The organism is Undibacterium sp. WLX3042, assembly GCF_049544825.1.
Taxonomy (GTDB): Bacteria; Pseudomonadota; Gammaproteobacteria; order Burkholderiales; family Burkholderiaceae_D; genus Undibacterium.
Genome location: NZ_CP186698.1, coordinates 2,861,867 through 2,887,914 on the forward strand (window position 1 = coordinate 2,861,867; position 26,048 = coordinate 2,887,914).

19 protein-coding genes are annotated in these 26,048 nt (G+C 50.2%); 17 read left to right on the top strand and 2 right to left on the bottom strand.

Translation table 11 applies throughout. The annotated features are described in order from the left end of the window. Positions 1–76: 76 nt before the first annotated feature. A complete protein-coding gene (locus ACPAOP_RS12875) occupies positions 77–559 on the bottom strand; it encodes a rubrerythrin family protein (RefSeq protein ID WP_423708294.1) in 483 nt (160 codons plus the stop codon). Positions 560–833: 274 nt separating this feature from the next. Here ACPAOP_RS12875 and ACPAOP_RS12880 point away from each other — a divergent pair, with 274 nt between their 5' ends. The 6 genes from ACPAOP_RS12880 (at position 834) to ACPAOP_RS12905 (ending at position 10,608) form a co-directional block, all read left to right on the top strand. Next, a complete protein-coding gene (locus tag ACPAOP_RS12880) occupies positions 834–3,146 on the top strand; it encodes an NADP-dependent malic enzyme (RefSeq protein WP_423708295.1) in 2,313 nt (770 codons plus the stop codon). Positions 3,147–3,573: 427 nt separating this feature from the next. After that, positions 3,574–5,010 (top strand): efflux transporter outer membrane subunit, encoded by a 1,437-nt coding sequence (locus ACPAOP_RS12885; RefSeq protein WP_423708296.1) that lies wholly within the window; start codon positions 3,574–3,576, stop codon positions 5,008–5,010. Positions 5,011–5,014: 4 nt separating this feature from the next. Continuing rightward, entirely contained in the window at positions 5,015–6,085 is a 1,071-nt protein-coding gene (locus tag ACPAOP_RS12890; protein WP_423708297.1) for an HlyD family secretion protein, read from the top strand. Next, positions 6,082–8,859 (top strand): ribosome-associated ATPase/putative transporter RbbA, encoded by a 2,778-nt coding sequence (rbbA, locus tag ACPAOP_RS12895; RefSeq protein ID WP_423708298.1) that lies wholly within the window; start codon positions 6,082–6,084, stop codon positions 8,857–8,859. Before ACPAOP_RS12890 ends, rbbA begins: the two co-directional genes overlap by 4 nt. Before the next feature lies 1 nt (position 8,860). After that, a complete protein-coding gene (locus ACPAOP_RS12900; protein ID WP_423708299.1) occupies positions 8,861–9,988 on the top strand; it encodes an ABC transporter permease in 1,128 nt (375 codons plus the stop codon). 275 nt (positions 9,989–10,263) lie between these two features. Further along, the gene (locus ACPAOP_RS12905; RefSeq protein ID WP_423679592.1) at positions 10,264–10,608 is read left to right on the top strand and encodes a hypothetical protein; all 345 of its coding nucleotides are present in this window, start codon (positions 10,264–10,266) and stop codon (positions 10,606–10,608) included. A gap of 101 nt (positions 10,609–10,709) precedes the next feature. Here ACPAOP_RS12905 and ACPAOP_RS12910 read toward each other — a convergent pair whose 3' ends face one another. Further along, complete coding sequence (locus ACPAOP_RS12910) at positions 10,710–12,410, bottom strand: methyl-accepting chemotaxis protein (RefSeq protein ID WP_423708300.1); 1,701 nt, start codon at positions 12,408–12,410, stop codon at positions 10,710–10,712. A gap of 360 nt (positions 12,411–12,770) precedes the next feature. Here ACPAOP_RS12910 and ACPAOP_RS12915 point away from each other — a divergent pair, with 360 nt between their 5' ends. The 11 genes from ACPAOP_RS12915 (at position 12,771) to ACPAOP_RS12965 (ending at position 26,018) form a co-directional block, all read left to right on the top strand. After that, positions 12,771–13,475: a transposase gene (locus tag ACPAOP_RS12915; RefSeq protein WP_423679594.1), complete on the top strand. Its 705-nt coding sequence runs from the start codon at positions 12,771–12,773 to the stop codon at positions 13,473–13,475. A 181-nt stretch (positions 13,476–13,656) separates the two neighbouring features. Further along, a complete protein-coding gene (locus ACPAOP_RS12920) occupies positions 13,657–18,345 on the top strand; it encodes a glutamate synthase-related protein (RefSeq protein WP_423708301.1) in 4,689 nt (1,562 codons plus the stop codon). Between the two features lie 90 nt (positions 18,346–18,435). Continuing rightward, complete coding sequence (locus ACPAOP_RS12925) at positions 18,436–19,899, top strand: glutamate synthase subunit beta (RefSeq protein WP_423679596.1); 1,464 nt, start codon at positions 18,436–18,438, stop codon at positions 19,897–19,899. Between the two features lie 286 nt (positions 19,900–20,185). Continuing rightward, positions 20,186–20,989, top strand: coding sequence for an ABC transporter ATP-binding protein (locus ACPAOP_RS12930; protein ID WP_423679597.1), 804 nt, complete (start codon positions 20,186–20,188; stop codon positions 20,987–20,989). Then, entirely contained in the window at positions 20,986–21,756 is a 771-nt protein-coding gene (mlaE, locus tag ACPAOP_RS12935) for a lipid asymmetry maintenance ABC transporter permease subunit MlaE (RefSeq protein ID WP_423708302.1), read from the top strand. Before ACPAOP_RS12930 ends, mlaE begins: the two co-directional genes overlap by 4 nt. Before the next feature lie 133 nt (positions 21,757–21,889). Next, complete coding sequence (gene mlaD / locus ACPAOP_RS12940) at positions 21,890–22,366, top strand: outer membrane lipid asymmetry maintenance protein MlaD (protein WP_423708303.1); 477 nt, start codon at positions 21,890–21,892, stop codon at positions 22,364–22,366. Further along, on the top strand, positions 22,363–23,133 hold the full coding sequence (locus ACPAOP_RS12945; protein ID WP_423679600.1) for an MlaA family lipoprotein: 771 nt from the start codon (positions 22,363–22,365) through the stop codon (positions 23,131–23,133). The genes mlaD and ACPAOP_RS12945 overlap by 4 nt, the downstream gene beginning before the upstream one ends. Before the next feature lie 108 nt (positions 23,134–23,241). Next, positions 23,242–23,892: an MlaC/ttg2D family ABC transporter substrate-binding protein gene (locus ACPAOP_RS12950; RefSeq protein WP_423679601.1), complete on the top strand. Its 651-nt coding sequence runs from the start codon at positions 23,242–23,244 to the stop codon at positions 23,890–23,892. Positions 23,893–23,911: 19 nt separating this feature from the next. Then, complete coding sequence (locus ACPAOP_RS12955; protein ID WP_423708304.1) at positions 23,912–24,187, top strand: STAS domain-containing protein; 276 nt, start codon at positions 23,912–23,914, stop codon at positions 24,185–24,187. A 149-nt stretch (positions 24,188–24,336) separates the two neighbouring features. After that, a complete protein-coding gene (locus tag ACPAOP_RS12960; protein WP_423708305.1) occupies positions 24,337–25,257 on the top strand; it encodes an ABC transporter ATP-binding protein in 921 nt (306 codons plus the stop codon). 5 nt (positions 25,258–25,262) lie between these two features. Beyond that, positions 25,263–26,018 carry an ABC transporter permease gene (locus tag ACPAOP_RS12965; RefSeq protein ID WP_423710019.1) on the top strand — a complete coding sequence of 252 codons (756 nt, stop codon included), beginning with the start codon at positions 25,263–25,265 and terminating at the stop codon, positions 26,016–26,018. Positions 26,019–26,048 lie beyond the last annotated feature (30 nt).

Genomic DNA, 26,048 nt, shown 5'->3' on the forward strand with positions numbered 1-26,048 from the left:
TTGCTTGTTTTTTTGATGGTGTCAGCGATGCCGCATTGATAGAGCGGCGTCGCCGGAATGTCCGTTGCACAGTTGCTTAGGATGCTTTGCTGGCTTCGAGCACTGCGCGATAGTGGTTCGCATGACGCTCTTCGACTTTTGCCAGTGCGGCAAAGCGTTTGGCAGCGATCTCTAAAGTCCGCTTAAAGTTTTCAGCATGTTCCTTAGATTCTGCGATTTGCTCATCGTACTCGGCGACAGCAGCGTGATTGCCTTCTTCCACGGCGAGATGGCGGAATTTTGGATACATTTCTGTGTATTCATAGGTTTCTCCTTCAATGGCGATTTCTAACGCACGTTGTGGTGTCAGTTGCGCCTTTGGATACAGCAGATCGAGATGACCGAATGCGTGCATTACTTCCTGATCTGCGGTCGCTTCAAATGCTTGCGCGACATCTTCAGCGCCGGCTTCGCGTGCCAGCTTGGCAAAATAGCGGTATTTAATGTGCGCCATGGATTCGCCTGCAAACGCAGCTTCCAGGTTTTGTATGGTGACGGAAGGGTTTTTCTGGGTGCTCATATGATTCTCCTTGGTGATCGTTGTTTTAAAACGTTTTCTATCAAACATGTAGCAATGATAGATATTAACAATTGATGTGTAAATTTAATTGTTTTTATTTACTTGATAGTTATTGGCTATTTTGCCAAGGGGATTGCGGTGATTCTGATCTGTGTGATTTCCTGAAAAACCTGAATGTCGTGTAAATACGTATGAAGTTAGAGGGTTCCCTCTGCTAGAATCATGAGCGGATAGTAAGTTTTGAGTAAGCAAAAATAGAAAGAGGCAGCCCCACATGGATTCGTCATCAGATCAAAAAGAGCAAATACGTCAGCAGTTGCGCCAGGCCGCACTGGAATATCATGAGTACCCGACGGCGGGTAAAATCAGCGTGACACCAACCAAGCAACTGACAAATCAGCGCGATCTGGCGTTAGCGTATTCCCCAGGTGTGGCGTCTCCGTGCGAGGAAATCGTTGCCGATCCGACCGCCGCATTCAAATACACAGCACGCGGCAATCTGGTCGGTGTGATTACCAACGGTACTGCAGTGCTCGGTCTCGGCAATATCGGCCCGCTGGCATCGAAGCCAGTGATGGAAGGCAAGGGTGTTTTGTTCAAAAAATTCGCCGGCATCGATGTGTTTGATATTGAAATCAACGAACCTGATCCGGACAAACTGGTTGATATCATCGCCTCTCTGGAACCGACTTTTGGCGGCATTAATTTGGAAGACATCAAAGCGCCGGAGTGTTTTTACATTGAGCGCAAATTACGTGAACGCATGAAGATTCCGGTCTTCCATGACGATCAGCACGGTACAGCGATCATTGTGGGTGCAGCGATTCTGAATGGATTGAAAGTCGTTGGTAAAGATATTGAAAAATCGAAACTGGTGGTGTCCGGTGCGGGTGCCGCGGCGCTGGCCTGTCTGGATCTGATCGTTGATCTCGGCTTCCCGATTGAAAATATTTATGTGACCGATCTGGCAGGTGTGGTTTACAAAGGCCGCACTGAGTTGATGGATCCAGATAAGGAACGCTTTGCGCAGGAAACTTCTGCCCGCAGCCTGAAAGAAGTCATTGAAGGCGCAGACATTTTCCTCGGTCTGTCCGCTGGCGGCGTACTGAAACAGGATATGGTCAGAATGATGGCTGATAAGCCGCTGATTCTGGCGCTGGCAAATCCTACCCCGGAAATTCTGCCGGAAGAAGTTAAGGCGGTGCGTGATGATGCGGTGATGGCAACCGGTCGTTCTGACTTCCCGAATCAGGTGAACAACGTTTTGTGTTTCCCTTATATTTTCCGTGGCGCGCTCGATTGCGGTGCCACGACGATTACACGCGAAATGGAAATCGCTGTGGTGCACGCGATTGCAGAGTTGGCACAGGCCGAGCAGTCTGATGTCGTTGCTTCTGCCTATGGCATCAGCAACTTGTCTTTTGGCCCGGAATATCTGATTCCTAAGCCATTTGATCCACGCCTGATGATCAAGATCGCGCCAGCAGTTGCAAAAGCAGCGGAAGAGTGCGGTGTGGCGGCGCGTCCGATCAAGGACATGCAAGCATACGTTGAGAAGTTGCAGCAATTTGTCTATCACAGCGGCACCTTCATGAAGCCTTTGTTTCAGTTGGCGAAAAAAGCACCTGCAGATCGTAAGCGTATTGTTTATCCAGAAGGTGAAGAAGAGCGCGTTCTGCGTGCTGTTCAGGTCGTTGTTGATGAGAAGCTGGCAACGCCGATTCTGGTGGGACGCCCACATATTCTGGCACAACGCGTCGAGAAATTCGGACTGCGTATTCGCCCAGGCGTTGATTTTGAAGTGATCAACCCTGAGTTTGATCCGCGCTACCGCGAGTATTCCAAGACTTATCATGAGATGACATGCCGTAAAGGTGTAACCGAGCAGTACGCGAAACTGGAAATGCGTCGTCGCCACACATTGATAGGATCGATGATGATCCATAAGGGTGATGCTGACGGTATGATTTGCGGCACGTTTGGCAGCACCGGTCTGCATCTTAACTACATTAATCAGGTACTTGGCAAGCGTAGTAATGTGAAGGTCAATGCGGCGATGAATGTGCTGGTCTTGCCGGATCGTCAGCTTGTTCTGGTTGATACGCATGTGAATGAGAATCCGACCGCTGAGCAAATCGCTGAAATCACGATACTTGCCGCAGAAGAAATGCGCCGTTTCGGTTTGTTGCCAAAAGCAGCTTTGTTATCGCATTCTAATTTTGGTTCCAGTAACAGTGAGTCTGCGCAAAAAATGCGTGCTGCACTGGCGATCATTCAGCGTGAAGCACCGGAGCTCGAAATTGATGGCGAAATGCACGGTGATACCGCGCTGGATTCCGCTTATCGTAAAAAAATGATGCCGAATTCGACTCTGAAGGGTGATGCGAATTTATTAGTCATGCCGAATATCGATGCGGCTAATATCGCCTATAACCTGTTGAAAATTACCGCTGGCAACAATGTCGCGATAGGACCTATTTTGCTGGGTTGCGCAAAACCGGTCCATATTCTGACACCATCGGCGACAGTCCGTCGTATCGTTAATATGACAGCCTTGTGTGTTGTTGATGCACTTGCTCAACGCTGATTAATCTCACATTGATCTTCTGAAAATAGCCCTGCGTTCTTTCGAACGCAGGGCTATTTTTTTTATCAGCTTTATCTGCAAGAGTTAATTTACGCCTAAAGTCGTTGCTGCAGTCGGACCGATATTCATTAAAATAATTAGCCGTATTTCTTGCGAATGCGGAGAGGCTTTGCGATAGACCGGTCCCGCGCTGAAAGGCGGGGAAGAAAGTGAAGCGCTGCAAGTAAAAAAGCAGCCAGACAGTCAACAGACCGAAGCCATGCCAAGCGATTTGATTGGTGCGCGCACAACGCACTTGGAAGCTGGCGGCCAATCAGTTTGCCATCATGTTTGGCGAACGCTTCACCAACGCGATTAACTAAAACCCGGCCCCGCACACACAGAATTTCTTACACGTCCAGTATCTGTCATCACTCCTGCTTCCACGATGATACTGATGCTGGCACTGCTGACAGGTTGTGCCGCACCACTTTCAGACTATCAATCGCCCGTGCTGCCTGTTGCTGATGCCTACCCGGCAGTTGCGACTTCTGAAACCGGTATTGCCGCGCGCCAGATCGGCTGGGAAACTTATTTTACTGATCCAGCTCTGCGTCATCTTATTACACTGGCGTTAGCCAATAATCGTGATGTGCGCACCGCATTGCTGAGGGTACAGGAGATGCGTGCTGCTTACGGCATACAGCGAGCAGACAGTTTGCCTACCTTTGCAGGCAGTCTGGATGCGACACGTACGGCGGTACCCGGCGATCTGAACGTGTCTGGCCGTCCGGTTATCGGTAACCAGTTTCAGCTTGGTATCGGATTCAGCAGTTGGGAAATTGATTTCTGGGGGCGTGTCAGCAGCCTGAATACCGCGGCTCTTGAAACCTATCTTGCCAGCGATGCCAGCCGCCGTGCGACGGTGCTGAGTCTGATCACGCAAGTCGCGAATACGTATCTGGCCTTGCGCGAGACCGATGAGCGTCTGATACTGGCTCAGCAAACCGTCGTAAGTCGTGCCGAGTCTTTGCGTATTTTTCGCCGTCGCGTTGATCTGGGGGCGACTTCCCGACTGGAGCTGACGCAGGTCGAGTTGTTATCGCAACAGGCAATGGCATTAAAGGCGCAGCTAGAACAGACGCGTGCGAGTCAGATCAATGCGCTGACCTTACTGGTTGGCGTACCGCTGCAACTGCCTCCTGCGTCGGACCAATTCAATGAGCTTCCTCCCTTGCCGGAATTGCAGGCTGGCGTACCATCAGATCTGCTGCTGCAACGACCTGACGTAATCGCGACCGAGCATGCGCTGCAGGCGGCACAGGCAAATATCGTTGCCGCCCGTGCTGCTTTTTTTCCAAGAATCAGCTTAACTGCGTTTGCCGGCACAGCAAGTGCAGAATTAGACAGATTATTCAGCGCCGGAAGCCAGGCCTGGACTTTTTCACCGGGCATCTCATTGCCGCTGTTTGACAGTGGCAGACGTGAGGCGGCATCAGAAGTTGCCCGCTTGCGGCGCGAGCAGGCTGTGGCACGCTACGAACAAACGGTGCAGTCTGCTTTCAGGGATGTCGCTGACGCTTTATCTGCACGTCACTGGCTGGCAGAGCAGGAACAGATTGCGCGTGCCACCCTGAGTGTGCAAACGGAGCGTGCGCGGCTGGCCAAACTCCGCTATGACCATGGTTCGGCACGTTATCTCGAAGTATTAGATGCCGAGCGTGATTTGCTGTCGAGTGAGCAGCAACTGGTGCAGATACGTCGCGCCAGCCTGTCCGCACAGGTCGCATTATTTGCGGCTCTCGGCGGCGGTAGTCAGTTGGCTGATGAAGTATCTGTTTCGTCCGCGGGGCCTGCATCTGCGCGAAATCATAATCAGGAATAAACGCATGAATTCAAATATCAAAAAGCTTGTCATTCTGGTCGCGGTGGTGGCCGCTGCAATTGCTTCTTATGTTGTCTATCAGCGCCTGAGCGGAGTGAATCATAACGACGGTGTCATCAGTGGCAACGGCCGTATAGAGGCCACTGAAATCGACGTGGCCACCAAACTGGGTGGGCGAGTACAGGAGATCCTAGTTGCCGAAGGCGAGTTTGTGAAAGCGGGACAATTGCTGGCACGAATGCAAATTGACAGTCTGCAGGCTCAGAAAGAGGAAGCTCTGGCTCGTCAGCAGCAGGCTGAATATGCGGTGAAAGGCGCTGAGGCACAGGTCGCGCTGCGTGAGAGTGATTTGCAGGCAACGCAGGCGCTGGTTGTGCAGCGTGAAAGTGAACTTGATGCGGCCCAAAGGCGTCTGGCACGCTCGGAAACACTGTTCAAAGAAGGTGCCTCTTCCGGCCAGGAACTCGATGATGATCGTGCGCGCGTCAGTAGCGCAGCTGCGGCACTTGCAGCTACCAGGGCGCAGGTACGTGCGGCGAAGGCAGCGGTGGCTGCTGCGCTGACGCAGGTTACCGGCTCGCAGTCCAGTGTCAGGGCGGCAGTTGCGACGACCGCAAGGATCGATGTCGAACTGGCGGACAGCGAATTAAAAGCGCCGCGTGCAGGACGGGTACAGTATCGTGTCGCTCAACCAGGTGAAATTCTGGGTGGGGGTGGAAAGGTATTGAATCTGGTCGATCTCTCAGATGTCTATATGACGTTTTTTGTGCCGGAAAGCGCGGCCGGCAAGGTCGCGCTTGGCAGTGAGGTGCGCATCGTTCTGGATGCGGCGCCACAATTTGTGATTCCGGCAAAAGTATCGTTTGTTGCCAGCACGGCGCAGTTCACTCCTAAGACGGTCGAAACGGCCAGTGAGCGTCAGAAACTGATGTTTCGCGTGAAAGCCAGAATTGACCGCAATTTATTGCTTAAGCATCTGCAACAGGTAAAAACAGGTTTGCCGGGTGTTGCATGGATTAAACCTGATGCGCAGGCGGCGTGGCCAGCATCGCTGAATCTGAGAGCGCTCCCGTGAACTTGTCCGCAGCGCCACCACCTGTTGCGCGTGGCCAAAACCTGCGGCTGAATTATGCCAAGGTTTGTGCACTGGATGATATTACGCTGGATATGCCGGCGAATTGTATGGTCGGTATCATTGGTCCCGATGGCGTAGGGAAATCCAGTCTGTTATCGTTGATTTCCGGTGCCCGCGCTTTACAGCAGGGGCATCTTGAAGTGCTTGGCGGTGATATGGCCAGCCGTCATCATCGTGAGCAGGTATGTCCACGCATTGCCTACATGCCGCAGGGTCTGGGCAAGAATCTTTCTGCCACTTTGTCGGTTGAAGAAAACCTGCAATTCTTTGCCAGTCTGTTTGGTCATGATGCTGCTGAAAGCCGTCGTCGTATTGATGAATTGACGCGCAGCACCGGTCTGTCTCCATTTCTGGACCGACCGGTGAGTAAATTATCCGGTGGCATGAAGCAGAAACTCGGCTTGTGTTGCGCACTGATTCATGACCCGGATTTGCTGATACTCGATGAGCCGACTACGGGAGTTGATCCGCTGGCGCGCGTGCAGTTCTGGGAGCTGATTGCGCGTATCCGTGTCACCCGCCCCGGCATGAGTGTCATCGTCGCGACGGCGTATATGGACGAAGCGCAAGGATTTGACTGGCTGGTCGCGATGGATGATGGAAAGGTACTCGCAACCGGTACGCCTGCTGAACTGATGCAGCGGACAATGACAGCCTCACTGGAGGCTGCCTTTATCGGCTTATTGCCAGAAATGAAGCGGCGCGGGCATCAGCGTGTAGAAATTCCGCCGCTGGTGATGAAAGACGATGCCGATATCGCGATTGAGGCAAAAGATCTGACGATGCGCTTCGGCGACTTTGTGGCGGTTGATCATGTCAGCTTCCGTATCCGGCGTGGCGAGATATTCGGCTTTCTCGGTTCAAACGGCTGCGGTAAATCGACCACCATGAAAATGCTGACAGGTTTGTTGCCTGCGACTGAGGGCGATGCCTGGTTGTTTGGTCAGGAAGTGAATCCGCACGATATCGCTATCCGGCGTCGTGTCGGTTATATGTCGCAGTCGTTTTCTTTGTACGCCGAACTGAATGTACAGCAGAATCTGATATTGCACGCACGCTTATTTCATGTACCTGAGGCAGAGATAGCGCAGCGTGTGACAGAGATGGTGGGGCGCTTTGATTTGCAGGATGTGGTTGACATGCTGCCCGACAAACTGCCGCTGGGTATACGGCAACGTTTGTCGCTGGCGGTTGCGATGGTGCATCAACCGGAATTGCTGATTCTGGATGAACCGACATCCGGCGTGGATCCTGTGGCACGTGATAATTTCTGGCGCTTGATGATAGAACTCGCACGGCGCGACCACGTTACGATTTTTATCTCCACTCACTTCATGAATGAGGCGGAGCGCTGCGACCGTATTTCCCTGATGCATGCCGGACGGGTACTCGCGAGTGACGCGCCGGCAGCATTAGTTGCAAAACGCGGTGCAGTCACACTGGAACAGGCATTTATCGGTTATCTGCTGGAAGCCGATGCCGGTGATAAAAAGCCGGTGCCCGCCGATGACAGCATTGCCGATAATGTAAGTGCCGCTGCGTTACCGGTGTCGTCCGCATCATCGTCGTCGAGTTTTTGGCAGCGTGGCCGGCGCAGCCTTGGACGTATTTATACCTATACCTGGCGTGAAGCGCTGGAATTAAAGCGAGATCCGGTCCGCAGTACGCTGGCGCTGCTGGGCTCCCTGCTGCTGATGTTTGTGATGGGCTATGGCATCAGCATGGATGTCGAAAATTTGCGTTTTGCAGTGCTCGACCGGGATCAGTCTGTACTGAGTCAGAATTACATACTCAATCTTGCGGGGTCACGTTATTTTGTCGAGCATGCGCCGATTACCGACTACGCTGAGCTTGACCGGCGTATGCGTAGCGGTGAATTATCACTGGCGATAGAAATCCCGCCTGGCTTTGCCCGCGACGTGGAGCGGGGACAGTCGGTGCAGATCGGTGCCTGGGTCGATGGCGCGATGCCGCAACGCGCAGAAACCGTGAATGGCTATGTGCAGGGCATGCACCAGCAATGGTTTTTACAGCAGCTGCATGAGCGTACGGGAATGACTTTATCCGGCGTCAGCAGTGTGGAGACGCGTTATCGTTACAACCCTGACGTAAAAAGTCTGCCTTCAATGGTGCCGGCTGTGATTCCGCTGTTGCTGTTGATGTTGCCCGCGATGCTCACGGCACTGGCAGTGGTACGTGAAAAAGAACTGGGGTCGATCATCAATTTTTACGTGACGCCGACAACGCGCACGGAATTTTTGCTGGGTAAGCAGGTGCCTTACGTTGCTCTGGCGATGCTGAATTTTCTTTTGATGAGTCTGGCTGCAGTCACGATATTCGACGTGCCGGTGAAGGGGAATTTCATAGTCTTATTGCTGGCCGCGTGGCTATTCAGTATTTGTTCTACGGGTATGGGTTTATTAGCATCAGCATTGACCCGCAGCCAGATTGCAGCGATGTTTTTCACAATGATAGGCACCATGATTCCGGCGGTTCAGTTTGCCGGATTGATTAATCCTGTGTCTTCGCTGGAAGGCATAGGGCATCTGGTCGGGCAGATTTATCCGGCAACTTACATGTTTAACATCAGTCGCGGTGTTTTCAGTAAGGCATTGGGTTTTGAAGATTTACACGCAGCATTCTGGCCCTTGTTACTCGCCATCCCGGTGATTCTGGGCGCGGCCATTGCCTTGCTGAAAAAGCAGGAGCACTGATATGCAACGTCATCTGGCAAATATTTATCGTCTGGGCGTCAAAGAGTTATGGAGTCTCTGGCGTGATCCCATGATGCTGGCGCTGATCATTTACACATTCACTGCAGCGATTTATGTGGCAGGGACGGCGATGCCGGAAACGCTGAACCGTGCACCGATAGCAATTGTGGATGAGGATGATTCTGCGTTGTCTGTGCGTATCACGTCTGCATTGTATCCGCCGCAATTTACCAGGCCTGTACGCATCAGTCAGGCACAGGTTGACCCCGGACTGGATGCCGGGCTATATACGTTTGTTCTGGTTATCCCCCCTAATTTCCAGCGCGACGTGCTTGCCGGAAAGACGCCTCAACTACAGTTGAATATCGATGCGACACGTATGAGTCAGGCGTTTTCCGGCAACGGTGCGGTACAGCAGATAGTGATGGGCGAGGTCAATGAGTTTGTACAGCGTTATCGCCAGACAAGCGTACAGCCCGTGGAACTTGCTTTGCGTTCGCGTTTTAATCCTGCGCTCAATCCATCCTGGTTTGGCTCGTTGATGGAACTGGTGAACAACATTACGATGCTCTCAATTATTCTGACGGGTGCGGCGTTAATCCGTGAACGCGAGCATGGAACGGTAGAACATTTGTTGGTGATGCCCGTGACACCGACAGAAATCATGCTGGCAAAAATCTGGTCGATGGCGCTGGTGGTACTTGTCGCTGTACTGGTTTCAATGACTGTCATTATTCAAGGAGTACTGCATGTACCGATTGATGGTTCAGTTACATTATTTTTAATCGGCGTAACTTTGCATCTGTTTGCGACAACATCGATGGGTATTTTTATGGCAACTCTGGCTCGGAGCATGCCGCAATTCGGCCTGTTGATGATGCTGACGATGATTCCGCTGGAAATGCTGTCCGGCGGGATGACGCCGCGCGAGAGCATGCCCATTGTCGTTCAATGGCTGATGTCTCTGGCACCTACAACGCATTTTACGGAACTGAGTCAGGCCATTTTGTATCGCGGTGCAGGAATCGGCGTTGTATGGCGGCCTTTTCTCGCGCTATCAGTCATTGGCTCAGTGTTATTCATGTTTTCACTGGCACGTTTTCGTAAGACTCTGGGGCAGATGGCTTAGTACGATGATTGAATTTCTAATAAGATAAAAATAACGGAACAGAAGAAACCAGACTGAGGGGTGAGTTTGATATTTTAAAATTCAAAAAGAATAAGAAGATTCATATTCTTTAATAAAAAAATAAATTTTTTTATTAATTCAGCGAAAAAAATTCAGTTTTTTTTATTTTCGTAACATAACGTGTCAACCGAAGTGACTTTGGACTCGTTTTGGGACTCATAGAATCTTTGCACGTAGTGTTTACGCAGCGGAGATTCCCCAACAGGAGTCTGAAAATGATTTACGAAATTTTGGTTCGCCCTTCTGACAACAAGAAGATGACATCCGATAACCTGATCTGGATAGAAACGGATATGCCTTCCCGTTCCTTTGAAAAATGGATGCGTGATCGTGCATTGTTAGATGGCAGTGGGCATGCGCCTATCGTTCGCTGGAGTATTGTTCAGACTCAGCGTCCGGCGCATTTCAACTTGGCGACCCAGGCAAAAGCACTGAAAAGCCGTATTTCAGAGTTAATGAGCGGCGTGACAGAAGTGACAGCGGTTCCGGATGCAACTAAAGCATTAAGTGCTTTCCGTCTGAAAGCGAAAACACCAGAATTAGCTGGCGCGTTCCACTAAGCAGTCAAGAAATAAAAAAAGCACGATAGGCAAGAATGTCCATCGTGCTTTTTGTGTTTTAGCATTGCGACGTTGAATCACTCCGCGCAAATGCAATTACATCAGAATTCTTCCCAGTCCTGATTTGAGGCCGATGCCGTCGTAATTTGTTTGCGAGGTGCAGGTGCCGTTTTGACCGGACGCACTGCTGCAGCGGCCGGTTTCACTGTGCGAGCCGGTGTTTTAACCAGTGTGCTGGCCGTTTGCAATTGAGCCGCAATTTTGAACTGGGCGACGACCTGCGTCAGATTATCGGATTGTTCACGCATACTTTCCGCAGCAGCAGCCGCTTCCTCAACCAACGCGGCATTCTGTTGGGTCATCTCATCCATCTGATTGATCGCCATATTCACTTGCTCAATACCTGCACTCTGCTCCTGACTGGCTGAACTTATTTCAGACATGATGTCAGCGACGCGCTGTACACTCGTGACGATTTCCTGCATCGTACTACCGGCGTTATCCACCAGGCGGCTGCCGTGTTCCACCTTACTGACAGAGTCATCAATCAACTGCTTGATTTCTTTTGCCGCTGAAGCACTGCGCTGCGCCAGATTACGTACTTCCGATGCAACCACCGCAAATCCACGGCCTTGCTCACCTGCGCGTGCTGCCTCAACTGCCGCATTCAGCGCCAGAATATTGGTCTGAAAGGCAATGCCATCAATCACTGCGATAATATCGACAATCTTATTGGAGCTTTCTTTGATTGAACCCATCGTCTCAACGACCTGATCAACGACCTCACCTCCTTTGATCGCCACGCCGGTTGCAGTCACCACCAGCTGATTTGCCTGGCGTGCGTTATCGGCATTTTGTTTTACGGTCGAGGTCAGCTCTTCCATGGACGACGCTGTTTCTTCGAGTGAACTGGCCTGCGATTCCGTCCTTGATGATAAATCAGCATTACCAGAAGCGATTTCCGCCGCAGCGACATTGATTGCATCGGTACCATTACGTACATCGGCAATTACCCGACTGAGACCGCTGCTGACGCCGTTAATGGCAGTGACAAGGGTACCGATCTCATCGTTGCGATGAATATCGACGACTTCGGTCAGATCTCCCATCGCCATTTTCTGAGCGACATCCGTGGCCTGAATCAATGGTTTGGTAATGGAACGAGTCAGCAGCCAGCCAGTGATGACGGCCAGTGTGGCGGTAAGCAGGATCAGGATAATCAGAAAAGTCCGGCTGCGCTCGTATTTGGTCTGGATGTCTGCCGCCATTGCATCTATCTGGCTACGTTGCAGTGTCTGCATTTCTTCTACTTTTTTCATGTACTCGCGTGCAGTCGGAACGAACGTTGTTTCAAGTAATTGATTCGCCTCTTCGGTATTCCCCTCTTTTTTCAGTGCGACGATTTTGGTACGTGTGGCTATAAACGTATCACGCAGCTTCTCAACTTCTTTTATGAGCTTTATTTCTTGTTCGCTTTGAAATTTTTGTACGATGCGTTTAAATAAATCAGCCGACACCTTGGTTGATTCTGTCTGCTCAGCTTCAAAAAAAGTCGCTAAAGAGGAGTCACTGCTCTTTGCAATTGCGGCCGTCCTGCGGATCGCTGTGTGTATGTAGCGATACCAGTCGCTGATCAGGCGCTCGGTTGCCAGCGGCTCTTCTAACAGGGTTTTGGTTGATGTCGCAACTGCATTGAGTTGCGTTAAGCCAACCAACGTAGCGAAAACAGAGAAAACGAGGATCAGGGCAAAACCCAGGCCTAATCGTTTTCCGACAGAGAGCTGTTTGAGTAGTGAGGTCATGTGTTTTCCATTTCTCTAATGCATGAGACATACATTGATTGAGGATTATTGTAATTTCAATATATTTGAAATCTGATATGAGACAAGTCACAACATGAATCATCCGGCGTCACACGAGATCAACCCATGTGGGGCGCTGATCAGAGCCGGTTATCATTCAAATTGCAGACGTAATTTAAATGTTATCCGTCTGCAGGTAAATACGCCGATCTTTGTTTTGCCACAATTTTGATTAAGATAGAAGAAGAGTTGCCCTCATTTGTACGTAAAGTTTCTGCTGATTGCTGAAGCTGAAACCACCTATCAGATTAAAGTGACCTTGCTTTACAATGACTTTTTTATGAACACCGGTAACTTTTTATGGCAAGGCTACCCCGCTTAGTGGTTCCTCAGGCTTTACATCATGTGATACAGCGAAGTCATGAAGGGATACTCTTGTTCAGGGATAATGAAGACCATACCGTCTTTCTGAACTGGCTTGCTCAGGCGGCAAAGCAGTTTCAGGTGGCTATCCACGCGTATATTCTGATGCCAGATCATTTTCATTTGTTGCTGACTCCCTCCGATGAGCAGGGGCTGAGTAAATTCATGCAATGGATCGGGCGTTATTACGTACCTTATTTCAACCGGAAATATCAGCGATCCGGCAGTTTATGGCAGGGTCGGTACAAGGCTACCGTATTGGAAGCAGAAAAATATTTCCTGCAATGCAGTTTGTATGTGGAGGGGAGTCCTCTGCGTAGTGGGCTGGTCTCCGATGCGAGTGAGTATCCGTGGTCAAGTTATCAGCACCACATTGGACAGAGGGTAGATCCTCTGGTCTCTGATCATCCTATTTTCTGGGCGCTTGGTAATACGCCATTTCAACGCGAAGCCAACTATAAGGAGATGATGAGCCAGTCATTTTCTGCCTCCGAGATGGCGCAGTTAGGCGATGCTGTGCAAAAAGGATGGTTGCTCGGTTCTGCCGCATTCCAGGCGGATATCAGTAAATTGACCGACAGGCGGGTCGTTCCGGCGAAGCGTGGACGGCCCAGAAAGTTACCAAAAAATCTGTCAGTATGAGTCGTGGATAATAACAAATAAGAGTCCAATTATTAACTTAAATTACTCTGACCCTATTTAAATACAACTAAGTTTAATTTTTATTTTAATTGTCTCTGACCCTATTTATTTAGATTGAACTTTCTTTTGCGCTGCACTATTCTGCTGATCAGACTTTAAATTTTTCCATCTGGAGATCGCTATGCATGCCCAAGGTTTATACGACCCATCCAATGAACATGATGCCTGTGGCGTCGGTTTTATTGCACACATTAAAGGCAAGAAAAATCACGCTATCGTCGAACAGGGTTTGCTGATCCTGAAAAATCTCGATCACCGCGGTGCTGTCGGTGCCGATCCTTTGATGGGCGATGGTGCCGGTATCCTGATTCAGATTCCTGACCAGTATTATCGTGAAGAGATGGCAAAGCAGAACATCCAGTTGCCGCCGCCAGGTGAGTATGGTGTTGGTATGATCTTTTTGCCAAAAGAGCATGCGTCCCGTCTGGCCTGTGAGCAGGAAATCGAGCGCGCTGTCAGAGCAGAAGGTCAGGTCGTTCTGGGATGGCGTGATGTTCCGGTTGATCGGGAGATGCCGATGTCGCCGACTGTGCGCGATAAAGAACCTGTCATTCGCCAGATTTTCATTGGCCGTGGTGCGGACATCATGGTCACAGACGCGCTGGAGCGTAAACTGTATGTGATTCGTAAGTCTGCGGTACATGCGATCGAAGCTTTGCATCTGCTGCATGGCAAAGAATATTTTGTACCATCGATGTCGGCGCGTACGATAGTGTACAAAGGTCTGTTGCTGGCAGATCAGGTTGGTGTCTACTACAAAGACTTGCAGGATGAGCGCTGTGTTTCTGCGCTGGCTCTGGTGCATCAGCGTTTCTCCACTAATACTTTCCCTGAATGGCCACTGGCTCACCCATACCGCATGATTGCGCATAACGGCGAGATCAATACCGTTAAAGGCAATTTCAACTGGATGCGAGCACGCGAAGGGGTGATGAAATCTGCAGTACTGGGCGATGATTTGCAAAAGCTCTATCCTTTGATTTTTGAAGGTCAATCCGATACTGCAAGCTTTGATAATGCGCTTGAGCTGCTGGTGATGGCTGGTTATCCGATCGCTCAGGCGATGATGATGATGATTCCTGAGGCATGGGAAAATCATACGTTGATGGACGACAATCGTCGGGCATTTTACGAATATCACGCTGCAATGATGGAACCATGGGACGGTCCGGCTGCAATGGCGTTTACCGATGGCCGTCAGATCGGTGGCACCCTGGATCGTAACGGCTTACGTCCTGCCCGCTATATCGTGACTGACGATGATCTGGTGGTGATGGCGTCGGAATCCGGCGTATTGCCTATTCCTGAATCGAAAATCATTCAGAAGTGGCGTTTGCAGCCTGGAAAAATGTTCCTGATTGATCTGGAAGCGGGCCGCATCATCGACGACAAGGAAATTAAAGACACCTACGCTAACGCGAAACCCTACAAGCAGTGGATCCAATCTGTACGTATCAAACTCAGCAGCCTGAATGGCGAACTCGAAGTTGCGCCCGAAGCCGCAACGCTGCTGGATCGTCAGCAAGCTTTTGGTTATACGCAGGAAGATATCAAGTTCCTCATGGCACCGATGGCGACCAATGGTGAAGAAGCGATCGGTTCTATGGGTAACGATTCGTCGCTTGCCGTGATGTCGAACAAGCTCAAGCCACTGTACAACTACTTTAAACAGTTGTTCGCTCAGGTAACGAATCCACCTATCGATCCTATCCGTGAAGCGATGGTGATGTCGCTGGTGTCGTTTATCGGTCCTAAACCTAACTTGCTTGATACCAATAACATCAACCCACCGATGCGTTTAGAGGTTTCTCAGCCGGTATTGGATTTCGCCGACATCGCGAAATTACGTAACATCAGTGCAAACACAGGCGGCAAGTTCAAATCCTATGAGCTCGATATCTGCTATCCGGTTGCCTGGGGTAAGGATGGTATTGAAGCGCGTCTTGCTTCCATCTGCGCGGAAGTGGTGGATGCGGTGAAATCCGGACATAACATCATGATCATTACCGACCGCAAGATGGATGCGAATAATGTCGCCATTCCAGCCTTGCTGGCGACCTCGACCGTGCATCAGCACCTAGTCAGCAAAGGCTTGCGCACCACCACCGGCCTGGTGGTGGAAACCGGTTCGGCGCGCGAAACCCATCATTTCGCGCTGCTGGCCGGCTACGGTGCGGAGGCGGTGCATCCGTATCTGGCGATGCAGACACTGGCTGAAATGGCGAAAGATTTATCTGGCGATCTGTCAGCAGAAAAAGCGATTTACAACTACACCAAGGCGATTGGCAAGGGCTTGATGAAAGTCATGTCCAAAATGGGTATTTCCACCTATATGTCTTACTGTGGCGCGCAGATTTTTGAAGCAATTGGCCTGAATAAATCTCTGGTGGATAAATACTTCAAAGGCACGGCCTCTAATGTGGAAGGTATCGGCGTTTTCGAAGTAGCGGAAGAAGCGCTGCGCTTACATAAACTGGCGTTTGGCAAAGATCCGGTATTAGCCAACGCGCTTGATGCCGGTGGTGAGTATGCATACCGTGTCCGCGGTGAAGACCACATGTGGACGCCGGATGCGATTGCAAAACTGCAGCACTCGACCCGCGCGAATAACTACAATTCGTACAAAGAATACGCGCAGATCATCAACGATCAGTCGAAACGTCATATGACCTTGCGCGGTCTGTTTGAATTCAAAATTGATCCGTCTAAAGCGATTCCTTTAGAGCAGGTGGAGCCGGCGAAAGAGATCGTTAAACGTTTTGCGACTGGCGCGATGTCTCTCGGTTCCATCAGTACCGAGGCGCATGCAACGCTGGCGGTGGCGATGAACCGCATTGGCGGTAAATCAAATACCGGTGAGGGCGGTGAAGATCCAGCGCGTTATCAGCAAGAGCTCAAAGGAATTCCTATCAAGCAGGGCGCGACACTGGCTTCCGTGATTGGTAAAGAGCAGATCGAAGTTGACATTCCGCTGATTGAAGGTGATTCGCTGCGCTCAAAAATTAAACAAGTTGCATCCGGTCGTTTTGGCGTGACAGCCGAATACCTGACATCGGCAGATCAGATTCAGATCAAGATGGCACAAGGTGCCAAGCCGGGTGAGGGCGGACAACTGCCGGGCCATAAGGTCTCTGAATACATCGCAAAATTGCGTTTTTCAGTACCGGGTGTCGGTCTGATTTCTCCGCCGCCGCATCACGATATCTACTCGATCGAAGATCTGGCGCAGCTGATTCATGACTTGAAAAACGTTAATCCGCATGCATCGATTTCAGTCAAGCTGGTATCTGAAGTCGGTGTTGGTACGATTGCAGCCGGTGTGTCGAAAGCGAAGGCCGATCATCTGGTGATCGCTGGTCATGACGGCGGGACCGGTGCCTCACCGTTGTCGTCGATCAAACATGCAGGTACGCCGTGGGAACTTGGCTTGTCCGAGACTCAGCAGACACTGGTACTCAACGGCTTGCGCGGACGTGTCCGCGTACAGGCAGACGGCCAGATGAAAACAGGGCGTGACGTTGCTATTGCTGCGATGCTCGGTGCGGATGAAATCGGATTTGCGACCGCACCGCTGGTCGTTGAAGGTTGCATCATGATGCGTAAGTGCCACCTCAATACCTGCCCGGTCGGTGTGGCAACGCAAGATCCGGTATTGCGAGCGAAGTTCTCAGGTAAGCCTGAATATGTCGTCAATTACTTCTTCTTTGTCGCTGAAGAATTACGTCAGATCATGGCGCAACTGGGTGTTCGTACTTACGACGAGCTGATCGGGCGGGTTGATCTGCTGGATAAATCTAAAGCGATTGCACATTGGAAAGCGAAAGGTCTGGATTTCAGCCGTATCTTCCATCAGCCTGAACTGGCAGATGGCGAGGCAGTCCGCCATGTGGACGTGCAGGATCATGGTCTCGAAAAAGCGCTTGATAACAAACTGATCGCGCAGGCAAAACATGCGCTGGAAACCGGTGAAAAAGTCTCCTTCATTTCACCGGTAAAGAATCTGAATCGTACGGTCGGTGCAATGTTGTCCGGTGAAGTGGCTAAGAAATATGGTCATGCCGGCTTGCCTGATGACACTATTCACATTCAGTTACAGGGAACGGCCGGACAATCTGCCGGTGCATTCCTTGCGCATGGTGTGACACTGGATCTGGTCGGTGAAGGTAACGACTATGTCGGTAAAGGCTTATCCGGCGGCCGTATCATTATTCGTCCGAATACTGAGTTCCGTGGCTGGGCTGTTGATAACATCATTTGCGGTAATACCGTGTTGTACGGCGCGATTTCCGGTGAAGCATTTATCAACGGTGTCGCCGGTGAACGTTTCGCAGTGCGTAATTCAGGCGCGGTTACAGTGGTAGAAGGAACCGGCGATCACGGCTGCGAATACATGACTGGCGGTACGGTTGTAGTCTTGGGCAATACCGGACGTAACTTTGCAGCCGGTATGTCCGGTGGTATTGCTTACGTGTATGACCCCGAAGGGACATTTGAGAGTAAATGCAATATGGCCATGGTGACCCTGGAACCTGTTCTGGCAGGCGATGTTCAGGCGGCGTCGATGAATAAGTCGGTCTGGCACAGCATGTTGCGTGGCGGTGAGCGGGATACCGATGAGGCGATTCTGCGTCAGCTGATTGAGCGTCATTTCAAGCACACCGGCAGTACCCGTGCCCGCAATTTACTGGATAACTGGGCAAGCAGCCGCGCTAAGTTCGTCAAAGTATTCCCGACCGAGTACAAACGCGCGCTGGCTGAAATGTATGCTGCCGGAAGTACCGAAAATGCAAAAGACAAAGTCGTTGCATAGTTGAGATGAGGCATCCCTTGCCGGGATGCCTGCTCCTGTGTAATTCACGATAGATAGGGCAACAGCCCGTAACGATATTGAGGTTAAAAAATGGGTAAAGTCACCGGCTTCATGGAATATCAGCGCTTGCAGGAAGCAAGCGAAGCGCCACAATCACGTAAGAAACATTACAAAGAATTTTTAGTTCACCTCGGTGATTCACAAGCCCAGACCCAGGCGGCACGCTGCATGGACTGTGGTATTCCGTTTTGTAATAACGGCTGCCCCGTGAATAACATCATCCCTGACTGGAATGATCTGGTGTATCGGGGAAATTACCAGCAAGCGCTGGAAACTCTGCATTCAACCAATAACTTCCCGGAATTCACCGGCCGCATCTGCCCTGCACCGTGCGAGGCAGCATGTACGCTGGGTATCAATAATGACGCGGTGGGCATTAAATCCATTGAGCATTTCATCATTGATAAGGGATGGGAGAATAACTGGGTAGTTCCGCAGATTTCCAGTGTCAAAACCGGAAAAAAAATTGCGATTGTCGGCTCAGGCCCTGCCGGGTTGGCGGCCGCTCAGCAACTCGCGCGTGTCGGACACGACGTGACCGTGTTTGAAAAAAATGACCGTGTCGGTGGATTGCTGCGCTATGGCATTCCTGACTTCAAAATGGAAAAATCCCATATTGATCGTCGTGTCGAACAAATGAAGGCGGAGGGTGTTACTTTCCGTACCGGCGTTTTCGTTGGCAAAGATTTTCCTGCTTCAGTAACCAACTGGTCAAAAGAAACAATTTCGCCGGAACAACTGCAAAAAGATTTTGACGCCATCATTATCGCTGGAGGAGCAGAAACTCCGCGTGACCTGCCTGTACCGGGACGTGAACTCAAAGGTGTGCATTTTGCAATGGATTTTTTGCCATTACAAAACAAAGTCAATGCCGGTGATAAAGTCAAAGATCAGATTCTGGCGACAGGTAAGCATGTGGTGGTCATCGGTGGTGGCGATACTGGTTCGGATTGTGTCGGGACCTCGAATCGTCATGGTGCTAAATCTGTGACGCAATTTGAATTAATGCCACAACCACCTGAGCAGGAAAACAAACCCTTGGTGTGGCCTTACTGGCCAACCAAGTTGCGCACATCTTCTTCGCATGAAGAAGGTTGCGAACGTGATTGGGCGGTGGCAACCAAGCGTCTTGAAGGTAAGGGCGGTAAAGTTGAAAAACTGATCGCCTGCCGCGTCGAATGGAAAGACGGCAAAATGCAGGAAGTGGCTGATTCCGAGTTTGAAATGAAAGCCGATCTGGTGTTGCTGGCAATGGGCTTCGTTTCACCAGTGCAGCAGGTGCTGGATGCATTTGGCGTTGATAAAGATGCACGCGGCAATGCCAAGGCGACGACAGAAGGTGAAGCCTGCTACAAAACCAATGTACCGAAAGTGTATGCTGCGGGCGATATGCGTCGTGGACAGTCACTGGTCGTGTGGGCGATCCGTGAAGGACGTCAATGTGCACGCGAGGTTGATGCATTCCTGATGGGTGAGTCCGTACTTCCGCGCTGATAAAATCGACTGATTTCTCTGAAGAACAGGGAAATCAGTCAGTTTTTTTGAAGAATCCGGTCAAATTTTTAAAATTAATGACTTTGAATTCATTAATTTTCAGTTCAAATTATTTGTCATTTTGAATTAATAGTTGCCCTAGATTTGAGTTTCGGAATTTAATTCTGAAATCTTTCATATCATCAAATAATGATCAGTTTATTGATTTTTTAATCATATTCGTCGATACAACTTCATTTCCAGTTCTGCATTACAATCTAGCCTTTGCAAAACTCTATCCCTCGTCGTGTCAAATCTCGTTGAAATTCGCGATATCCATTTCGGATATGGAGAGCGGACAATTTTGTCCGGGCTTCATATGAACTTCCCGCGCGGTAAAGTGATTGCCGTCATGGGTGGTTCAGGTTCGGGTAAAACTACTATCCTCAGGCTGATAGGAGGACAAATTCGCCCGCAGCATGGCAGCGTCAGTATTGATGGTCAGCATGTGCAGGACCTTGCCACTCGTGATTTATATGCGATACGTCGCAAAATGGGCATGTTATTTCAGCATGGTGCGTTGTTCACTGATCTGAGTGTCTTTGATAATGTCGCGTTTCCTATGCGTGAGCACACAGATCTGAGTGAAGCGATGATACGCGATCTGGTGATGCTTAAACTCGAGGCTGTCGGCTTGAGAAATGCTGCATACCTGATGCCGGCCCAGATTTCCGGTGGTATGGCGCGCCGGGTTGCACTTGCCCGCGCCGTTGCTCTGGACCCGCAATTGATGATGTACGACGAACCGTTTGCTGGTCTGGATCCGATTTCTATGGGTGTGGCAGCGAATCTGATCCGGAACTTGAATGATGCTTTGGGGTCTACGTCGATACTGGTTTCACATGACGTTCATGAATCGTTTGCGATAGCAGATTACATTTACTTCCTTTCGCAAGGAAAAATTGTCGCGGAAGGTACGCCTGAACAGATGATGGCATCGGAAGATCCTTATGTCAGACAGTTCGTTAACGCGCAAGCTGATGGTCCTGTACCTTTCCATTATCCGGGCAAAGCCTTGCTGGATGACCTGGGATTGAAAGGAAGAGCATGATCGTCGATTTTGTCGGAAAGTGGACGCGCAGTATTGCCAGTGATCTGGGTTATGCGACACGGAGTTTTATTGCTATCTTATTCAGTGCTGCCGGTTTGTGGCGGCGGCCGCGCCTGATTACTGACCAGATCCATTTCATCGGTAATTACTCTCTGGTGATTATTGCTGTCTCCGGTCTGTTTGTCGGGTTTGTACTTGGTTATCAGGGGTATTACACCCTGAATCGCTTTGGTTCAGGTGAGACCCTCGGCTTGCTGGTGACAATTTCTCTGGTGCGCGAGCTCGGGCCGGTGGTTACTGCACTGTTATTTGCCGGGCGTGCCGGTACTTCCTTAACTGCTGAAATTGGTCTGATGAAGGCCGGTGAGCAATTGGCGGCGATGGAAATGATGGCGGTCAATCCTGAGCAGCGCGTATTAGCCCCCCGCTTTATTGCCGGCCTGATTTCCTTGCCGATTCTGACGGCTATTTTCAACGCCATGGGTGTGATCGGTGGTTATATCGTTGGTGTTCAACTGATCGGTGTGGATAACGGTGCGTTCTGGTCGCAGATGCAGGCGGGTGTGGAAATCGGCCAGGATATTGGCAATGGCGTGTTGAAAAGCATCGTTTTTGGTTTTGCTGTCACGTTTGTGGCCTTGTTTCAGGGGTATGAAGCTCAGCCAACACCGGAAGGCGTGTCCAGAGCAACGACCCGTACTGTCGTGATCTCTTCCTTGCTGGTGTTGTGGCTGGATTTTCTGATGACAGCCTGGATGTTTCAGTAAGCGTAGCTTTAAGCATACTCCCTAGGGTATGAAAATCTGTAAGGCTAAGGTCTTTTTAAATAAACGGTAAATTAAGAATAAATGCAGATACTCCCCCGTTTTCGCGGGAGTGTGGAATAAGTAAGGATCGATGATGCAAAAAAAATCTCTGGATTTCTGGGTTGGACTGTTTGTTTTACTGGGTGCGGCCGCTTTACTGTTTCTGGCTTTAAAAGCGGGCAATATGAGTTCTCTGTCTCTGGAGAAAACATACGAAGTGGTCATGCGTTTTGACAATATCGGCGGATTAAAACCACGCGCTGCGGTAAAAAGCGCAGGTGTCGTCGTCGGGCGTGTTTCTGAAATCAGGTTTGACGATAAAACCTTTCAGGCAACGGTGATTCTGCAGCTGGAAACTCGTTATAAATTCCCGAAAGATACGTCTGCCAAGATACTGACAGCAGGATTATTGGGTGAGCAATATGTCGGATTGGAAGCTGGAGGCGATACAGCCAATCTGGTCTCTGGTGACAGGATAAAAATGACGCAGTCGGCAGTTGTTCTGGAAAATCTGATCAGTCAGTTTCTTTTCAGTAAAGCTGCAGACAGCAGTGCGGAAGAAAAAAAATGAAAAATACATCTAAGCAGTTATATGCGCACTTTTGCGCCGCGATGGTACTCGGTCTGACGCTGTTGCTGACCGGTTGCAGCACGGTATCAGTCGACAAAATCAAAGATAAAGCAGATCAGACGCTGGATGTGATCAGTACAAAAACCAATATCGGTAAAAACCCGCGCGATCCTCTGGAAGGCTTTAACCGCGCGATGTTTTCATTTAATGATACGCTTGATCAGGCAGTGTTAAAGCCAGTTGCTCAGGTTTATCGTGATGTCACTCCATCATTTGTGCAGACTGGTATCGGTAACTTTTTCAGTAATATCGGCGATGTCTGGAACGCAGTGAATAACCTCCTGCAGGGGAATGTTGCTGAAGGTAGTTCAGATGTGATGCGTTTTGCGTTTAACTCAACCTTTGGTCTCGCTGGTTTAATCGATATTGCTTCTCCGGCAGGATTGCCTAAGCACAGAGAGGATTTTGGTCAGACCCTGGGCCGCTGGGGCGTACGTTCCGGGCCATATCTGGTTCTGCCGATTTTTGGATCATCGACCGTACGCGACGCGTTGGCAACGCCTGTCGATATGAAGGGTAATCTGTGGTCGTATAAGGACCCTGTTTATGTCCGTAATACCGGAACTGCCGTGCGTCTGGTTGATGCCCGCGCATCGGTGCTCGATGCCGGTTCGCTGATCGAAGAGGCCGCGCTGGATAAATACGTGTTTATCCGCGACGCCTATTTGCAGCGCCGTGCCAGCCAGATAGCTCCTGAAGAGGATTAATCCGGCAGGGATTTGTAAAAAAATATAACAACAGTCAACCCGTCAACACACCGATGAGTTAACTGGCGACATAGACGTCGCCATCAGATGGATATGAAGGATAAAGAAATGAAAACAATCATGACCCGATTTTTATTGACGATGTTTGCCACGCTGGCATTTGCTAGCAGTGGTTTTGCCGCTGCCGCTGCGCAGGAGGCGCCTGATCAGCTGGTGAAACGTATCAGCCTTGAAATTATCGACCTCGCTAAAGCTGATAAAGAAATTCAGGCCGGTAACCAAAAGCGTGTGTATGATCTGGTGGACAGCAAAATTTTGCCTTATATCGATTTTCAGCGCATGACTTCGCTGGCAGCCGGTAAAAGCTGGCGCGATGCGACGCCGGACCAGCAAAAGCAACTGATTAATGAATTCCGTACCTTGCTGGTATTTACATATTCCGGCGCGATCTCTCAGATTAAAGATCAGCGGGTTGAGTTCAAGCCTATGCGTGCAGCTCCGGAAGATACCGAGGTCGAAGTCCGTTCGCAGATTATTCAGTCACGTGGCGAGCCTATTCAGCTGAATTATCGTCTTGAAAAATTGCCAGCAGGCTGGAAAATCTATGACATCAACGTACTGGGTGCGTGGCTGGTCGAAACCTATAAAGGCAGTTTTTCTGCGGAAATCAGCAAGTCCGGCATTGACGGACTGATCAAGACCTTGTCTGATAAAAACAAAAAACTCGCGTCCGCACCGATCAAAGCTGCCTCTAAATAAGTCTGGCAAAGGATTTATTGTGTACAAACTTGCAGGCGAACTCTCTCAGAAAAATGCCCGTACAGCGCTGGCAGAAGGCAGTGCGGCCATAGCCCAGGGGCAGTCTGACTTCGATTTGTCCGGTCTGGAACGCATAGATTCGGCTGCTGTTGCCGTGATGATTGAATGGCAACGGCAGGCGCTGGCAAAGAAACAGACACTGCAATTTCATGCGTTGCCTGACAGTCTGATCAGTCTGATCAGACTTTATGGTCTGAATGACCAGTTTATTACCCCATCCTCCGGGCGACATTGACGCTCACCCCGGGAATGCGTCGGTTTCCTGCTCGCAGTTTCAGCCCGCGCGCTGAAAATCCCCTATAATCAAGGGTTCGCCCAGCGGGTGTACCCTTAGATTTTTTCCGTATCCGATTTTTCTTAAGCACGTAAGTGCAAGCATGCCAGATGGCCGCCATACAAATCAGTAATATTCAAAAACGCTACCAGTCTTTGCAAGCTCTGGGCGGCGTATCGCTTTCGATAGAAGAAGGCGAATTTTTCGGCCTGCTCGGGCCCAATGGTGCGGGTAAAACGACATTGATTTCTATCATCGCTGGTCTGAACCGCGCCGATACCGGGAATGTCACGGTGCAAGGGCATGACGTTGTCAGTGATTACCGGAATGCGCGCAGAAATCTGGGTGTCGTACCGCAAGAATTAGTCTTTGATCCATTTTTTACTGTACGCGAAACCTTGCGTATGCAGTCCGGTTATTTCGGCCTCAGAAACAACGACAAATGGATAGACGAGGTCATGGAAAATCTCGATCTGACCAATAAGGCCGATACGAATATGCGCGCTTTGTCGGGGGGGATGAAGCGCCGCGTGCTGGTCGCGCAGGCGCTTGTTCACAAGCCGCCAGTGATTGTGCTTGATGAGCCGACCGCAGGCGTTGACGTAGAGCTGCGTCAGACTTTGTGGCAATTTATTTCCCGCCTGAACCGTGAAGGTCACACCATCGTCTTGACTACACATTATCTCGAAGAAGCGCAGGCTCTTTGTAATCGTATCGCAATGCTGAAACTGGGGAAGGTTGTTGCCCTCGACAGCACTGCCGCGCTGATTAAACGCATCTCAGGATCGCAACTGCGGGTAACACTGGCCGCATCCGGTAATACGACTTTACCCGTAACGTTACGCGACAGAATTATCAGCCATGAAACCCTGGCTGATCCGCGTCAGTTTGCTTTGCGTGTTACAGACTACGGTCAGGTTGAAGGAATTTTAGGTGAGCTCCGTACGGGTGGATGTGTGATTGAGGATATGCAATTGTTGCAAGCCGACCTGGAAGATGTCTTCCTGCAAATCATGGAGGGCAAGCAATGAGTAATATGACCGGTTTTAATACCTTGTTCTACAAAGAAGTGCTGCGCTTCTGGAAGGTCGCTACGCAGACGGTCACAGCACCGATCATGACCGCGTTATTGTATTTGCTGATTTTCGGCCATGTGCTCGATGCTCATGTGCAGGTCTATCCGGGTGTGCGTTATACCGCGTTTCTCGTACCGGGACTGGTGATGATGAGTGTGTTGCAGAATGCTTTTGCGAATTCCTCTTCGTCGCTGATACAGTCGAAAATTACCGGTAATCTGGTGTTCGTTTTATTGCCGCCTTTGTCGCACTGGGAATTATTCGGTGGCTACGTGCTGGCGGCGATATTGCGCGGTATCACCGTTGGTGCCGGCGTGTTCATTGTGACTGTCTGGTTCACCGATCTGCATTTTGAGGCACCGTTGTGGATTGCTCTGTTTGCTTTACTGGGCGCAGCGATGCTGGGGACGATGGGATTGATCGCCGGAATCTGGGCGGAGAAATTCGATCAGCTTGCCGCATTTCAGAATTTTTTAATCATGCCGGCGACGTTTTTATCCGGCGTGTTTTATTCGATACATTCCCTGCCACCGTTCTGGCAAACCGTGTCGCACTTTAATCCATTCTTTTACATGATCGATGGATTCCGGTTTGGCTTCTTCGGTAAATCAGACGTGGCACCGTTGTATAGTTTAGCGATTGTTTCTGTTTTCTTTGTTTTACTGTCAGCGATTGCGGTGCAGATGCTGAAGCGTGGTTATAAGTTGCGTGATTGATTGATGCCAGGTATCAGTCCTTCAGCGTGT

Coding starts and splice junctions, on each gene's coding strand:
- mlaD (WP_423708303.1), top strand. CDS start 21,890: ATGCAAAAAAAATCTCTGGATTTCTGGGTTGGACTGTTTGTTTTACTG.
- ACPAOP_RS12875 (WP_423708294.1), bottom strand. CDS start 559: ATGAGCACCCAGAAAAACCCTTCCGTCACCATACAAAACCTGGAAGCT.
- ACPAOP_RS12945 (WP_423679600.1), top strand. CDS start 22,363: ATGAAAAATACATCTAAGCAGTTATATGCGCACTTTTGCGCCGCGATG.
- ACPAOP_RS12950 (WP_423679601.1), top strand. CDS start 23,242: ATGAAAACAATCATGACCCGATTTTTATTGACGATGTTTGCCACGCTG.
- mlaE (WP_423708302.1), top strand. CDS start 20,986: ATGATCGTCGATTTTGTCGGAAAGTGGACGCGCAGTATTGCCAGTGAT.
- ACPAOP_RS12880 (WP_423708295.1), top strand. CDS start 834: ATGGATTCGTCATCAGATCAAAAAGAGCAAATACGTCAGCAGTTGCGC.
- ACPAOP_RS12905 (WP_423679592.1), top strand. CDS start 10,264: ATGATTTACGAAATTTTGGTTCGCCCTTCTGACAACAAGAAGATGACA.
- ACPAOP_RS12900 (WP_423708299.1), top strand. CDS start 8,861: ATGCAACGTCATCTGGCAAATATTTATCGTCTGGGCGTCAAAGAGTTA.
- ACPAOP_RS12965 (WP_423710019.1), top strand. CDS start 25,263: ATGACCGGTTTTAATACCTTGTTCTACAAAGAAGTGCTGCGCTTCTGG.
- ACPAOP_RS12915 (WP_423679594.1), top strand. CDS start 12,771: ATGGCAAGGCTACCCCGCTTAGTGGTTCCTCAGGCTTTACATCATGTG.
- ACPAOP_RS12920 (WP_423708301.1), top strand. CDS start 13,657: ATGCATGCCCAAGGTTTATACGACCCATCCAATGAACATGATGCCTGT.
- ACPAOP_RS12960 (WP_423708305.1), top strand. CDS start 24,337: ATGGCCGCCATACAAATCAGTAATATTCAAAAACGCTACCAGTCTTTG.
- ACPAOP_RS12910 (WP_423708300.1), bottom strand. CDS start 12,410: ATGACCTCACTACTCAAACAGCTCTCTGTCGGAAAACGATTAGGCCTG.
- ACPAOP_RS12925 (WP_423679596.1), top strand. CDS start 18,436: ATGGGTAAAGTCACCGGCTTCATGGAATATCAGCGCTTGCAGGAAGCA.
- ACPAOP_RS12885 (WP_423708296.1), top strand. CDS start 3,574: ATGATACTGATGCTGGCACTGCTGACAGGTTGTGCCGCACCACTTTCA.
- ACPAOP_RS12890 (WP_423708297.1), top strand. CDS start 5,015: ATGAATTCAAATATCAAAAAGCTTGTCATTCTGGTCGCGGTGGTGGCC.